The 13,174-nt window shown below is 61.4% G+C and carries 13 protein-coding genes; 4 read left to right on the top strand and 9 right to left on the bottom strand.

Going from position 1 to position 13,174, the window contains the following annotated elements; translation table 11 throughout:
* Nucleotides 1–128: 128 nt before the first annotated feature.
* Nucleotides 129–1,970 carry a methyl-accepting chemotaxis protein gene (locus NET03_RS01720; protein WP_252127162.1) on the top strand — a complete coding sequence of 614 codons (1,842 nt, stop codon included), beginning with the start codon at nucleotides 129–131 and terminating at the stop codon, nucleotides 1,968–1,970.
* A 419-nt stretch (nucleotides 1,971–2,389) separates the two neighbouring features.
* Here the strand turns inward: NET03_RS01720 and NET03_RS01725 are convergent, their stop codons facing one another.
* From NET03_RS01725 to NET03_RS01765, 9 genes are all read right to left on the bottom strand, one after another.
* Nucleotides 2,390–2,749, bottom strand: coding sequence for a hypothetical protein (locus tag NET03_RS01725; protein WP_252127163.1), 360 nt, complete (start codon nucleotides 2,747–2,749; stop codon nucleotides 2,390–2,392).
* 245 nt (nucleotides 2,750–2,994) lie between these two features.
* On the bottom strand, nucleotides 2,995–3,798 hold the full coding sequence (locus tag NET03_RS01730; RefSeq protein WP_252127164.1) for a 2-keto-4-pentenoate hydratase: 804 nt from the start codon (nucleotides 3,796–3,798) through the stop codon (nucleotides 2,995–2,997).
* Between the two features lies 1 nt (nucleotide 3,799).
* Nucleotides 3,800–4,528: a 2-keto-4-pentenoate hydratase gene (locus tag NET03_RS01735; RefSeq protein WP_252127165.1), complete on the bottom strand. Its 729-nt coding sequence runs from the start codon at nucleotides 4,526–4,528 to the stop codon at nucleotides 3,800–3,802.
* A gap of 17 nt (nucleotides 4,529–4,545) precedes the next feature.
* Nucleotides 4,546–4,758 carry a tautomerase family protein gene (locus NET03_RS01740; RefSeq protein ID WP_252127166.1) on the bottom strand — a complete coding sequence of 71 codons (213 nt, stop codon included), beginning with the start codon at nucleotides 4,756–4,758 and terminating at the stop codon, nucleotides 4,546–4,548.
* A 13-nt stretch (nucleotides 4,759–4,771) separates the two neighbouring features.
* On the bottom strand, nucleotides 4,772–5,611 hold the full coding sequence (locus tag NET03_RS01745; protein WP_503007980.1) for an alpha/beta fold hydrolase: 840 nt from the start codon (nucleotides 5,609–5,611) through the stop codon (nucleotides 4,772–4,774).
* A 36-nt stretch (nucleotides 5,612–5,647) separates the two neighbouring features.
* Nucleotides 5,648–6,196, bottom strand: coding sequence for a flavin reductase family protein (locus NET03_RS01750; protein ID WP_252127168.1), 549 nt, complete (start codon nucleotides 6,194–6,196; stop codon nucleotides 5,648–5,650).
* Entirely contained in the window at nucleotides 6,156–7,217 is a 1,062-nt protein-coding gene (dmpG, locus tag NET03_RS01755) for a 4-hydroxy-2-oxovalerate aldolase (protein ID WP_353655766.1), read from the bottom strand. Before dmpG ends, NET03_RS01750 begins: the two co-directional genes overlap by 41 nt.
* Before the next feature lie 5 nt (nucleotides 7,218–7,222).
* Nucleotides 7,223–8,149 carry an acetaldehyde dehydrogenase (acetylating) gene (locus tag NET03_RS01760; RefSeq protein WP_252127170.1) on the bottom strand — a complete coding sequence of 309 codons (927 nt, stop codon included), beginning with the start codon at nucleotides 8,147–8,149 and terminating at the stop codon, nucleotides 7,223–7,225.
* Nucleotides 8,086–8,907, bottom strand: a complete 822-nt coding sequence (locus NET03_RS01765; RefSeq protein WP_252127171.1) for an IclR family transcriptional regulator — start codon at nucleotides 8,905–8,907, stop codon at nucleotides 8,086–8,088. The genes NET03_RS01760 and NET03_RS01765 overlap by 64 nt, the downstream gene beginning before the upstream one ends.
* 221 nt (nucleotides 8,908–9,128) lie before the next feature.
* On the opposite strand from NET03_RS01765, the gene NET03_RS01770 reads away from it, so the two are divergent.
* From NET03_RS01770 to NET03_RS01780, 3 genes are all read left to right on the top strand, one after another.
* Nucleotides 9,129–10,664, top strand: a complete 1,536-nt coding sequence (locus NET03_RS01770) for a 4-hydroxyphenylacetate 3-hydroxylase family protein (protein WP_252127172.1) — start codon at nucleotides 9,129–9,131, stop codon at nucleotides 10,662–10,664.
* A 33-nt stretch (nucleotides 10,665–10,697) separates the two neighbouring features.
* Nucleotides 10,698–11,678 carry a VOC family protein gene (locus NET03_RS01775; protein WP_252127173.1) on the top strand — a complete coding sequence of 327 codons (981 nt, stop codon included), beginning with the start codon at nucleotides 10,698–10,700 and terminating at the stop codon, nucleotides 11,676–11,678.
* 97 nt (nucleotides 11,679–11,775) lie between these two features.
* Nucleotides 11,776–13,128 carry an ABC transporter substrate-binding protein gene (locus NET03_RS01780; protein WP_252127174.1) on the top strand — a complete coding sequence of 451 codons (1,353 nt, stop codon included), beginning with the start codon at nucleotides 11,776–11,778 and terminating at the stop codon, nucleotides 13,126–13,128.
* Nucleotides 13,129–13,174 lie beyond the last annotated feature (46 nt).

A 13,174-nucleotide genomic window follows, 5' to 3' on the forward strand; every position in this document is an offset into this window, starting at 1 on the left:
TCGGAGTCTACCACTGTGCGTACCGTGTCGCTGTCCTGTTTCCCACACGCATCCTAGGAACGATTGGCTATACCAGGCCCTCTGAGCACGCCCGAATCACCACCATGAGACAAGGAAGGAGCTGCGGTATGGACGCAGGGAAAAGCGTCTCATCCCGGGAGCGTTGGGTCTCAGCCGGACGGAGCCTGGCACACGCGCTACGTGTGAACGATCGTAATCTGGATCTTCGCCGAGAATTCATCCGCTTAACGCCTGCCGACATTGCTGTGCTGGCCAAGCTTGCACCCTGGGGAGAACGGGTCGCCGAGCGGATTGCGCGCCGCTTCTACGACCATCAATTTGCCTTTTCTGAGACGCGCCGGTTCTTTGAACAATTCGCACGCCGTAAGGGCATCACGCTCCAAGAGCTGCGCACCGGCTTGGAGCGCACCCAGGCAGCCTACTTTCGGTCGATCTTTGAGGAAGCTGCACGGGGTGGCACCTTTGGCGCGGAGTATTACGCTATGCGCCTTCAGATCGGCGCCGTGCACAACCGTATCAACCTTCCGCTGAAGTGGTACCTCGGGAGTTACGCGCTCTACTTCGATCTCGTCCGTGACGAGCTACGCCGTGCATTTCGTCTTCGTCCACGCCTGCGCGCACACGCCGAACGCGCACTCTTTGTCGTGTTCAATTACGACATGCAAGCTGTCACCGAAGCATTCTTTCTCGACTATCTCCACTCAGTCGGCCTTGATCTGGATGCCATCCCAGTACAGGACAGTCGCGAAGACCTGACCGATCAGCATGGCGAGCTGCGTCGTCGGCTTTCTGAAGCAGTAACCACGCTCACTGGGAGCTGCAGTAGCGCTGCGGCCTTGAGTCGCTCGCTCGCTCGAACCGGTTCAGACCTTGAGCGGATCGCTGAGGCAATTGCCTCGGCAAATCAAGACCTCGCTGCGACCAGTCACCGCGACCAGCAGCTCGTCGACCGTGTCGCCGCTCTGCACGAGCAGATCAACCAGGCAGGAGCGAACATTGCGCGTGGAGCTGGGCAACAGGAAGTTGCCACCCGGCAACTCCACGAGGCCATGGGCGAACTGGCCAGCCGCTTAGAGGCTATTGTCACCCAGGCTACCCGCGGCGCGGAAGACGGACACACGGCACTGCAAACCGCCGAGGATGGAGGCCGCGTGGTGACCGCAACGCTTGCGGAACTCCGAGCTCTCACGCGCGACATGCGCGAATTGGCTGAGCAGGTTGAGCAACTGACAACACTCGCCGATGAAGTCGGCAAGATGGGACAAGCGATCGAGGAGATCGCGGAGCAGACAAATCTCTTGGCCCTCAATGCTGCCATCGAGGCAGCGCGAGCCGGCGAGGCCGGGAAGGGATTTGCGGTCGTCGCTGAGGAGGTGCGCAAACTCGCGGAACGCGCCAAGCATGCGACAAGCGAAATCCTCAACCTGGTCGGGGCAATCACTGCGTCGATCGGTCGCGCAGCGCACACAGCGCGACAGAGTGCTCAACGAGCTGAGCATGGCTCCGAGTTAGCGGGTGACGCTGAACGAGCGGTCACCCAGATTGTCGAGCGAGCCAGAGCACTCGTTGGGGCTGTCGCTGCGATCGATCAGGAAGGCGCACGAGTACGCCACGCCGCCCAGCAAGTCACGCATCTCTTGGAGATCGTGTCCGCCGTCACCCGCGACCACGCCGCAGCTGCTGAGCAACTCCAGGCGACGATGCAGAGTGTCCATGCCCAGTGGCAAGAACTCGAGGGCCATTTGCGAGTCAATGTGAGCCGTGCAGAGCAACTGGCGAGTGAAGGTGACATCCTCCGCGAGGTCGCCCGCGAGACAGCTCGGCTCGCCAGACTCATCGAGGAGCAATCGCAGTCCCTCGGTCAGGCAGCATCTGCTTTTGCCCCCGAAACTGAGGAGCTGAGGGGCCGCCAGTCTGCTCCCAGACAACTCTTGGTCGCGGCCGAATAGTCGTCGCGGGAACCTCGCGGTCTGGAGCGACGTCTATCTTCATCAGAAGAGACGTCAAGGCTGGGAGGTTCCCGCCCATGTATCCAGCATCAGGAAGAGACATCCAACAGGGGCAAGGATTAGACGGCAATCGTGCAATACTTGCTGCTCTCGCGCTTGTGATTGTTATAGCCTGTGCCCCTGGAGTCTCTCCCCCGACACCCGAGCCAACACCGATCCCTCATCCAACTGGCTCGGACGAACTCGTCCTACGTATCGAAACGAGTGGTGGGTTTATCCCACCGTTCCGCTTACCAACCGAATTCCCGCAGCTCTCGGTGTACGGGGATGGCACGGTTGTCACACTCGGCCCGCAGATCACTATTTACCCGCCGCCCGCCCTCCTCAACGTCCTCCAAGGCCGTATTACGGAGCAAGGACTACAACTCCTCCTCCGTGAGGCAGCCGCAGCTGGTCTCCTTGCAGGCGACGCAGATTATCCGCTCGAGGGTATTTACGACGCGCCGACTACATTTTTCACCGTCAATGCCGGAGGACGTCTCTCTCACGTTTCTGTCTATGCTCTCGGCCTGGAAGACCCAAGTGACCCGCGACTTACCACTGAACAGCGTGCCGCTCGGCAGCGACTCGCCGAGTTCGCTCGTAAAGCACTCGATCTCTACTCCTGGCTTCCGCCGGAAACAGTGGTGGAACGCGACATACCCTTCACCATTACCCGGCTTCAGGTCGTCGTCCTCCCAGCGGATGCACCTGAAGCCCCCCACCCCGAAGACGAGCACCTTGTAACCACACGGTCGTGGCCGTTGCCAACGCCGCTGCCCGCGTTTGGAGAGCCAGCTCCATGGTTTGGGACAAATGCCCGCTGCGGCATCGTGTCCAGCCGCAAGGAGCTCCCGCGTCTTCTGGAGCAACTGCAAACCGCCAACCAGCTCACGCGCTGGAGGAGCCAAGAACAGACCTATGTGGCCTTCTTCCGCCCACTCCTTCCAGACGAAAGCGGGTGTCAGCCCCCACACGCACGTGATCAGACAAAGCGCACCGTCAACGGCGGCTGTCCGTGGAGTTCGACCACAAAGATGTCTCCCTCTTCAGCTGGCACAGCACGTGCAAGCGAACCGGACAGGACAATATCCCCAGGCTCAAGTGCAACCCCGAACTCTGCGAGCTTGTTCGCAAGCCAGGCCACGCATCGAGCTGGATGCCCCAGTGCGGCGGCGCCGATTCCCTCCGTCACGAGTTCTCCGTTCTTGTGAATGACCATGCCCACTGTCCGGAGATCCTCATGCAGGAGCGAACGACTCCACGGACCCACCGTGAACGCGCCAAACGAGGCATCATCAGCGATCGTATCAGCCAGCTTGATCCTCCAGGCTTCGATGCGGCTATCGACGATTTCGACGGAGAGCGCCACGGCTTCTGTCGCCGCGAGAACCTGCTGCAAGGTCACACCAGGACCCTGCAGTCGGCGGCCGATGAGAAACGCGATCTCCCCTTCCAGACGTGGCTGGATCAGAAGGCCCCGAGGCACCTCGACGCGACCACCCACTGCGGGAAAATACCGGGATGCCCAGAGACTGCCGTAATCTGGCTCCCGTACCCCAAGCTGCTCCTGCATCGCCCGACTGGTCAGGCCGATCTTGCGTCCGATGACGCGTTCACCCGCTGCGACGCGGAGCTCTGTCCACTGTGTCTGAATCGCGTAGGCCTGCTCGGACGTGAGAGGTCCCAACGTCTCTGTCAGCGGCGGGATCGTCTGCTTGCTGACGAGCGCCGCCTCGAGTTGCTGTGCCACCGCCTGGATGTCCACCGTCACGACCTGCTCCGTCATCTCACGCCTCCAGTCGCGCCAGAAGGACAGCCCCACACGGCCCACGCAGTTCGAGTAGTCCTGGTTTGGCTGGCACTGCAGCAGACGGCGACCCAAGGTAGATCACCTGACCGGGCTCGAGCCCGCCAACCGCATGCGCCAGCCACGCGATGTGCTCAGCGATTGGTTCAAGAGCAGCAATCGGTCCCGCCGCGACGAGTTTCCCGTCAAGCGCAAGCGTGAGTTCACCTTCCGTCGGCCAGGGCAGCGCACGATCGCCCAGGAAGAATGCGCCACCCGACGCATTATCCGCGACAACGTCGGGCGCGCTGAAGCGATAGCCCTCCCAGACACTATCTAAGAGGTCGATCCCGAGGAAGACCGCGCCGACAGCTAAGATCACGGCACCGGGTGAGGCATCAGGCGCCACCGGATCTCTCAGGACCACAGCGAGTTCAGGCTCAATGCGCGGTTGGACAAACTCTCCGAGCGAAACGGTTCCTTCACGGAGCATCCCTCGCGTCACGCGACCGTAGATTGGGCTTGAAAGACCCATCTGGCGCTGCTTGGCGGGACTCACCAAGCCGAGCTTATAGCCGATCAGTTCCTGGCCAGCGAACGCTGCGGCCTGGACACGATAGGCGCCGGCCAGATCGACACCAAGCGATTCTGCCAACGGTGTCAGTGGCCGGCGCTCGCGCCGCGCGCTCACAATGGCATCCAGAAGTTTTTTCTCCGACTCGCTCAGCATCGTCAGCCCATCCCTCCTCATGCCCCTGTCTGGGGCGGAACAGCGTCGCGCTCCGCCATTGTCATCGGACCGATGCCCCACTCGTGACGACCAACCTCGTAAATAATTGTCCGGATCTCACCGATTGGCACGTCGAAATGCCGTGCCGCTACCTCAGCGAGACGGCGGATCAGCTCAGCCTTCTGTTCCGGTGTCCGGCCTTCGACCATCGTGATCTTGAGAACCAGCATCGTCGCACCTCAGTCAGAGCGCTCCGCTGAGAAAAGCACGAAGAAGCGCGTTGAAACTCTCGCGCTTCTCGATCTGCACCCAGTGGCTGCACTGTCCGAAGATGTGGAGCTGTACCCGCGGTAACCGCGGCAAGAGCCACAGACTGGTCTCCAACGGAACCACCACGTCGTCGCGTCCGTGCACGAGGAGGATCGCCCGATCCATCGCTCCGTACGCCTCTTCGGGGAGCACCAGCACATCCAGGTGCTGCTGCCGTGGCGTTGGGAACATCGCCTCGTAGCTCCGACGTACCACTGGGTCAAGCGCTGCCTGAAGGCGGTCGCGCGCTATCGCGTCCAGATCGCCCCCGACGCTGGCTGGATCGTAGACGAACCACCGTATGATCTGCGCAAGCCGCTCTGCAGTCGGTTCCTCGTAGAATCCCCACGCGACATCGAGCTGCGGCGTCATCCGGTGCGGTGCCCCCGCAGTGCCCATGAGTACAACACGCCCAAACCGCTCTCGGTGGCGGTGCAGAAGATGCAGAGCGATTGCGCCACCCATTGAATTCCCAACCAGGTGCGCCCGCTCGATGCCAAGGTGATCCATGAGCGCGATCACCTGCTCAACCCACAGATCCATCCACGCCCGTGCACCCACAGGGGGCGGATCGGGGTGTCCGCTGCGGGCGAATCCCCAGAGGTCGGGAGCAATACAGTCGAACTGGTCAGCCAGTGCCGGCACGGCAAAGCGCCAATTCGCCCAAGCCGTCACGCCAGGTCCTGAACCGTGGAGGAAAATGACCGGCTGTCCCTGGCCAGCCCGATACAGATGCGTTGGCAGGCGGCCAGCCTGCACAACGAACTCGCTCACCGTCACGAGCCTCTCCCCTTCCCCACGGCGACCAGCTCACCACCACCACATGCTGGTATCGTGCAGCTGGACCTCTAGACAGCGGAAGTCGCCACCGAAAAAGACGAGCGGTTCCCGATCCCAGTAATCCAGCCAGCGAACCCGCCCCAGGACGAGCGTGTGATCACCAGCTGCTACCCGTTCCCAGACATCACAGACGAGTTGTGCCACTGCGCCTTCAAGTAAGGGCACCCCGGCCACCCAGCGGAAGACCGGATCGAATCCCGGCTGCGGCTTCCCCGCAAAATGCCGCGCGGCAATCTCCTGATCGCGAGCCAGGATGCTTACCCCGTACCGGCTGGTCTCGCCGAGGTAGGCGTGCATCCGTGCCCGCCGGTCAACCGAGACCAGCACAAGCGGCGGATCGAGCGAGACGGAAAGAAAGGCGTTCGCCGTCATCCCATGCGGCCCTTCCGGCCGTGCCACCGTCACCACGGTCACGCCGGTCGCAAATCGTCCCAACGTGCGCCGGAAGTGCCGGGGGTCAATGTCCGGAGCGCTTTCCTCAGTCAGCTGGTCGCTCGACGGCTGCCGGTTCGCGTGCATCACCCGCTCCTTCCGCCGCACGCTTGGCACGAACGATGTCAAGCGCGACATCAAGGATCCAGTCCTCTTGCCCCGCGACCGCCTGGCGCCGTCCGAGTTCCACCAGGATCTCACGCGGATCGAGCCCGAACTCTGCTGCGATATGCCGGGCATGCAAGAGGAACGTCGAGTACACCCCTGCATATCCGATTGTGATCGCATCCCGATCAGGAATGGGCTGATAGGGCATGATCGGAGCAACGATGTACTCCGCCGCGTCCATCAGCTTGAACACGTCAAGCCCCGGATTCAGGCCCATCTTGTCCAAAACCGCCGCGATCAGCTCGGTCGGTGCGTTTCCAGCCCCAGCTCCGAGCCCACGGAGGCAGCCATCGACCTGATCCGCACCCTCTTCAATGGCTGCCAAGGTATTGCCAATCGCAAGCCCGAGATTGTTGTGGGCGTGAAAGCCAACCTGGATCGACAACCGCTCCTTCAGCGCGGCCACCCGCCGCCGAACATCGTCCGGCAGCATCGCACCGGCCGAGTCGACAATATAAACGCAGTCGGCCCCATACGATTCCATGAGCGCTGCCTGCTCGGCCAGGAACTCCGGCGGACGCATGTGAGCCATCATCAGGAAGCCGACCGTCTCCAGCCCCAGTTCTTTCGCCATGCCGAAGTGCTGCTCGGAGATATCAGCCTCGGTACACTGCGTGGCGATCCGCACGACCTTGATGCCGCGTTCGATCGCGGCCGCGAGCTCTTTCCGCGTCCCGATTCCCGGCAACAGGAGCGCAGCAATCTTGGCGCGCTTGGCCGCCTTCGCAGCCTCCTCGATCAGATCGAGTTCACTTGTGCCAGAGAACCCGTACTGGATCGAACTCCCGCCCAAGCCATCGCCATGCGTCACTTCAATCACCGGCACTCCCGCTTCGTCTAGTGCGGAGACGATCGCCCGCACCTGCTCGCGAGTGAACTGGTGACGCATGGCATGGGAGCCGTCTCGCAGGGTGGTGTCGGTGACGCGCGGTGGTTTCAGCGCCTTCATGCCGCCACCTCCTGCCGGATTCCGAGCAGGTGTTGCGCAAAGAGCTCACCCACTCGCCAGGCCGCTGCAGTCATGATGTCCAGATTCCCTGAGTATGGCGGGAGGAAGTCTCCGGCCCCCTCCACTTCGAGGAGCATGGCAATGACGGTCCGTTCGCCCCATGGCGTGCGGCGTCGATCGAACACTGGCGCATCCTTAAGTCGGTACCCTGGGACATACTGCTGCACTTCAGCGACCATCTGATCGACTGAGGCAACGATTGCGGCCTCGTCATATTCCTCAGTCGCCGGAATGACGTAGACCGTGTTGCGCATAATGATCGGAGGTTCAGCCGGATTGAGGATAATAATCGCTTTCCCGTGTTCTGCTCCCCCGATCGCCTCTAGACCGTGGGCAGTCGTGAAGGTGAACTCATCAATGTTCTGCCGCGTTCCTGGCCCTGCCGAGCGGCTGGCCACGGTCGAAACGATCTCGGCATACCGCACCGGCACGACACGGCTGACCGCGTAGACCAGCGGAATGGTGGCCTGGCCGCCACAGGTGATCAGGTTCACGTTGTCCTTATCGAGATGTGCCCCCAGATTGACTGGCGGCACCACATAGGGCCCCCGCGCTGCCGGGGTGAGATCGATCGCGATCTTGCCCGCTTCCCGCAACATCTTGGCGTGCCGGACATGCGCCTTCGCACTCGTGGCGTCAAAGACGATGCGAATGTCTGGATCGTCGAGGATCCCCTTGATCCCCTCGTAGCTCGTTGGAATGCCGAGCTTTTTGGCTCGTGCAATCCCTTCCGACTGCGGATCAATCCCAGCAAACATGGCAAGTTCCATGTGGCCGGGATTCCGCAAAAGCTTGTACATCAAGTCAGTACCGATGTTGCCTGTCCCGAGGATCGCGACTTTGACCGCTTGCCGTTCCCCCATGCCCAGTCCTCCTGGTAATACCCAAGTTCCTCTGAGACCCGCCGTGCCGCATCCACGATCGCGGTCGTCAATCGCTGTTGGTTTGGATAGAAGCGATAGGCCGGCACCGAGAGACTCATTGCCGCGATGACCTGCCCGCTCTCGTCTCGGATTGGGGCGGCAGCGCAGCACAGCCCGACCATCACTTCTTCTTGATCGTAGGCAAAGCCCTGTTGCCGCACCCGCTCCAGCTCCGCGCGGAGCTGCTCAACCGTCGTGATTGTGTTCGGCGTGAAGCTGACAAGTCCGGTTGTCTCGACAATCCGCAGCACGTTTTCCCATGGCTGGTGTGCGAGGAGTACCTTCCCAACTCCCGAACAGTGAGCCGGTAAGCGCTTGCCGACCCCTGAGAGTACAATCTCCAATGCACGGTCGCCTTGGAGCTTCTCAACGTAGAGCACCTGACCGTCCACCAGCACCGCCAGGTGCGTCGTCTCCCCCCAGCCAGCCACTAGTCGTTCCATTATCGGGCGGGCCGCTCGCAAGAGCGCGCTCGAGTCAAGCAACGTCTGACTGAGCTCGAAAAGCGTCCAGCCCAGGCGATACCGACCGTTTCCCGTTCGCTGAAGGAGTCCCTCCGCTGCCAGCGTCCGGAGCAGCGCATGCGCCCCAGACTTGGGAATCTCCAGCGCAGCGGCAACTTCCGTGACGCCCCACTCCGGCTGCTGGGGAGTAAAAAGACGAAGGACTTGTGCTGCTTTTTGCACCGTCTGGAGCATAACGCCCTCCGACCTTCACGATACCAGCGCGTTGCCAAACCAGCAAGCGCCCTGTTCAGGATGCACGAACCCTCAACGCGTGATTCTGCTCAGGAACGCCCGCCAACGCTGCGAGTTCAGTATAACTGAACACAGCCATTGACACGAGCCCGCCAGCCATTCTAGGTTGGAGACTGGAGTGGAGAATTGCCCGAGGGACACGTTCGCGAGGAGATGGGCCGATGACACAAGTGGTGGGGACACCAACTCGTCCGATGACGGGGGAGGAGTACCTGGAGAGTTTGCGTGACGGGCGCAAGGTCTTCTTTCGCGGCGAATGGGTCAAGGACGTCACCATCCACCCGGCGTTCCGCAATGCCGCACGGTCGGTTGCGCGCCTGTATGACGCGCTCCACGCGCCCGAGACCCGCGACACTTTAACCACGGTCGATCGCTGGGGTATATTGACCCACAAGTTCTTCGCCCCAGCCTACTCAGTCCAGGACCTGAAGGAGGCGGCTGAGGCCATCACTCTCTGGCAGCGCATGAGCTTCGGCTGGATGGGGCGCACGCCCGAGTACAAAGCAGCATTCATGGCGACGCTCGGCGCTGATCCCGACTACTATGCACCCTTCGGCGAGACCGCCCGGCGCTGGTATCGAGAATACGCGACCCGTGTCCTTTTCATGAACCATGTGATTGTGGACCCGCCCATTGATCGCAACCGGCCGCCGAGCGAGGTCCGCGACGTGTATATCCACGTCGTCAAGGAGACGGACGGCGGGATTATCGTCAGTGGCGCCAAACAGGTCGCGACAGCTTCGGCGTTGACACACGGTACCTTCGTCGGTGTCAATAGCGGAAGCGCAGCTCGGCTTCAGGAAGGGCGCGACGAAGATGTGGCGCTCGTCTTCTTCGTCCGGATGGACAATCCGCGACAATACCTGATCTCGCGCGCCTCCTATGAGCTGAATGCCGAAAGCCCCTTCGACAATCCGCTGTCCAGCCGCTTCGATGAAAACGATGCCTTCCTCGTGCTCGACGAGGCGTTCATTCCCTGGGAAGACGTCCTCATCTACCGCGACGTTGCCAAGTGCAAGCGCTTCTACGCCGATTCCGGCTTCTTCAACCGTTTCAACCTCCAGACAACGATCCGCTTCATGATCAAGCTGGAGTTCATGATTGGGCTCCTGCAGAAGGGGCTGGAGTGCAACGGGACAGCGGACTTCCGTGGTAATCAGGTGTTGGTTGGCGAGCTCGTCGCCTTGCGGCACCTCCTGTGGGCTATTGTCACTGCTATGGTGAGCGATCCCGAGCCAAGTCTCGGTGGTTCGGTTGTGCCGCGACTCGAATATGCTGCTGCGGCGCGGGTCTATACCAACTTCGCCTGGGATCGGATCCGCCAGATCTACGAGCGCATCCTGGGCGGTGCGCCCATTATCAACGTCTCAAGCTACCGAGACTTCCTTAATCCGGAGGTGCGACCGATCCTCGATCGTTACTTGCGCGGCACCGGGATGACGGCTGAGGAGCGCAGCAAGCTCTACAAGCTCGTCTGGGATGCACTGTATTCCGAATTCGGTGGCCGCCACGGTCTCTACGAATTGAACTACGCGGGCAACCACGAGCAGAAGTACCTCGATCCGCTGCAGTGGGCAGAGCGACGCGGGTTCATGCAACAGTGGAAGGCCCTCGTCGACGACTGTCTCAACCAGTACGATCTCACAGGCTGGCGCGACTCTACATGGGTGTGGGAACCGGACGGTACCGGACGGTGAGGTTGGGGAAATCGCCCGAAAGGAGGGTGAGTCATGGCAGACGTTCGCGTTCCGGTGGTCGCGCAGCTTGCGCACGTCGAGATTTACACACCAAAGCCAGAGGAAAGCCTCTGGTTCTTCACCAAACTCCTGGGCATGAGCGTGGTGCACCGTGAGGGACAGTCGGTGTACCTGCGGGCCTATGAAGACTGGTTCCTCTGGACACTGAAGCTGACCGAAGCACCGCAGGCCGGCTTAGGGCACGCCGCATGGCGCGTCTCGGCGCCGGAGCTCCTCGATGAGGCAGCGGCCAAAATCGAGGCAGCAGGTTTGGGGCTTGGCTGGCAAGAGAGCGAGTACGGCGCTGGGCGTGCGTACCAGTTCCGCATGCCAGATGGGCATCGTATGGAGCTGGTCTGGGATCTGGAGTACTATCAGGCCCCCGAGGATCAGAAGAGCGCACTCAAGAACCGTCCACAGCGGCGACCGCTCGACGGCGTGCCGGTGCGCCGGCTCGACCATATCAACTGCTTTGTGACTGACGTCGAGACGCACGAAGCGTTCTTGCGCGAGTATCTCGGCTTCAAGTTGCGCGAAACAAAGATCGACGGCAACGGGAAGAAGGTGGGATCCTGGCTTTCCGTCAGCCCACTCGTTCACGAAATTGCAGTCATGCGCGACGGCACTGGTCAGGGGAACCGCCTGCACCACATCGCGTACTGGTACGGATATCCGCAACATTGCTATGACGTCGCTGACGCCTGCCGCGACTGGGGTATCAAGATCGAAGCTGGCCCGGGGAAGCACGGCACAACGCAGGCGATGTTCCTCTACGTCTTTGAGCCAGGCGGCAACCGAGTCGAACTCTGGGGCGACGCCGGATATCTGATCTTCGATCCCAACTGGCAGACAGTTGTCTGGGACGTCTCGCACGAATCGGATCTCTACTCGAGTACTGTCTGGCTCGGCGCATCGACCATGCCGGAGTCGTTCTACACCTATGGCACACCGGAAAAGGTCACTGTGCGTGTCTAGGTAGGGCTGGTCACGGAGCCGGCAGGGTAAACTCTGCTGGCTCCGTCACTACGTTGCGTGGGTCGGGTCGGTTCTCAATGACGTGAGGAGGGGAATGATGGCTCATCCAGAACCCCATCCGGTACTCGGTCGACGAGTATCGCGGCGCGGCATGCTCGTTGGAGTGGGTGTGGCTGCACTTGGCGGGTTACTCAGTGCCTGTGCGGGTGGTGGGGCAACGCCGACGCCCACCCCGGCACCAGCTACGCCGACGCCCGCCCCAGCAACTCCCACACCACCTGCCGCCACGCCAACCCCAGCAGCGGCGGCAACCCCCACCGTCGTTGTCACACCGGCTGCTGCGGCTGAGCCGGTGCGCATCGGGCTTATTCACGGCTATACCGGTGTCTTTGCAGCGCTCGCCGAAAACCTGACCCGGGGAATTCAGCTTTACTTTGAGTCGATCGACCACACCGTAGCAGGACGCAAGGTGACCTTTCTTCAAGAGGATGACGCCTCAAATCCGGAGCAGGGCCTCACCAAGACCAAGCAGCTCGTGGAGCGCGACAAGGTCCATCTCATTATCGGCTACAACCACAGCGGTGTGGCACTTGCCGTCCGCGATTACATTCACCAGTCTGGAGTACCCACCATTGTGGACAACGCCGGTGCACAGGCATTGACGCGTGATCCACAACGACGAAGTCCCTACATCTTCCGTGTCTCTTTCGCCAACGGTCAGTACGAGTGGCCCCTCGGCCCCTATGCCGTTGAGCAGCTTGGCTACAAGCGGCTCATCTTCACCGCATCCGACTTTGTCGCCGGGCACGAGAAGGCTGAAGCAATCAAGAAGGCGTTCCAGAATGCAGGAGGAGAAATCGCTGGCGAAGTCTATCCGCCACTAGACACCGCTGACTTCGCACCGTTCCTCCAGCGCATCAGTCAAATGCAGGCCGACGCAGTCTGGGCGTTCTTCGCTGGGGCCGACGCCGTTCGGTTTGTCCAGCAGTACGCGGACTTCGGCCTGAAAGACCAGTTCCCGCTGATTGGTGTTGGTGATCTTGTGGACGAGGCCTACCTCGACCAGCAAGGGGATGCAGCGCTCGATGTGGTCACCTCATTGCACTACTCGCCACACATCGACTCGCCTGAGAACAAAGCCTTTGTCGACGCGTTCAAGAAGAAGTACGGACGAATTCCGAACCAGTTCGCCTACCAGGGCTACCTCGCTGGTCGCGTCGCAGCAGAAGCCCTCATCAAGGTTCAGGGCAAAGTCGAGGACAAGCAGGCGCTTCTTAAGGCAATCAAGGATGTCCAGTTCGTCGGCCCGGCTGGACCGTTCCGTTTCCATCCGGAGACGCAGAACGTCGTGCTGACGGTCTACTTCCGTAAGGTCCAACGGCTGCCAGACGGAACGCTTGGCAACGTGGTTCTCGGCAAGCGCGAGAACGTCGACGACCTGTCGTTCTGATCGCATCGTTGAGGGTGGCGGCTGCTACCGCCACCCTCAACACTCG

The sequence above is a fragment of the Thermomicrobium sp. CFH 73360 genome, assembly GCF_023806465.1.
Lineage (GTDB): Bacteria > Chloroflexota > Chloroflexia > Thermomicrobiales > Thermomicrobiaceae > Thermomicrobium.

Excerpts from the sequence above, each read along its gene's own strand:
- NET03_RS01720 (WP_252127162.1), top strand. The coding sequence starts at position 129 with ATGGACGCAGGGAAAAGCGTCTCATCCCGGGAGCGTTGGGTCTCAGCC.
- NET03_RS01730 (WP_252127164.1), bottom strand. The coding sequence starts at position 3,798 with ATGACGGAGCAGGTCGTGACGGTGGACATCCAGGCGGTGGCACAGCAA.
- NET03_RS01735 (WP_252127165.1), bottom strand. The coding sequence starts at position 4,528 with ATGCTGAGCGAGTCGGAGAAAAAACTTCTGGATGCCATTGTGAGCGCG.
- NET03_RS01740 (WP_252127166.1), bottom strand. The coding sequence starts at position 4,758 with ATGCTGGTTCTCAAGATCACGATGGTCGAAGGCCGGACACCGGAACAG.
- NET03_RS01750 (WP_252127168.1), bottom strand. The coding sequence starts at position 6,196 with ATGCACGCGAACCGGCAGCCGTCGAGCGACCAGCTGACTGAGGAAAGC.
- NET03_RS01760 (WP_252127170.1), bottom strand. The coding sequence starts at position 8,149 with ATGGGGGAACGGCAAGCGGTCAAAGTCGCGATCCTCGGGACAGGCAAC.
- NET03_RS01765 (WP_252127171.1), bottom strand. The coding sequence starts at position 8,907 with ATGCTCCAGACGGTGCAAAAAGCAGCACAAGTCCTTCGTCTTTTTACT.
- NET03_RS01770 (WP_252127172.1), top strand. The coding sequence starts at position 9,129 with ATGACACAAGTGGTGGGGACACCAACTCGTCCGATGACGGGGGAGGAG.
- NET03_RS01775 (WP_252127173.1), top strand. The coding sequence starts at position 10,698 with ATGGCAGACGTTCGCGTTCCGGTGGTCGCGCAGCTTGCGCACGTCGAG.
- NET03_RS01780 (WP_252127174.1), top strand. The coding sequence starts at position 11,776 with ATGGCTCATCCAGAACCCCATCCGGTACTCGGTCGACGAGTATCGCGG.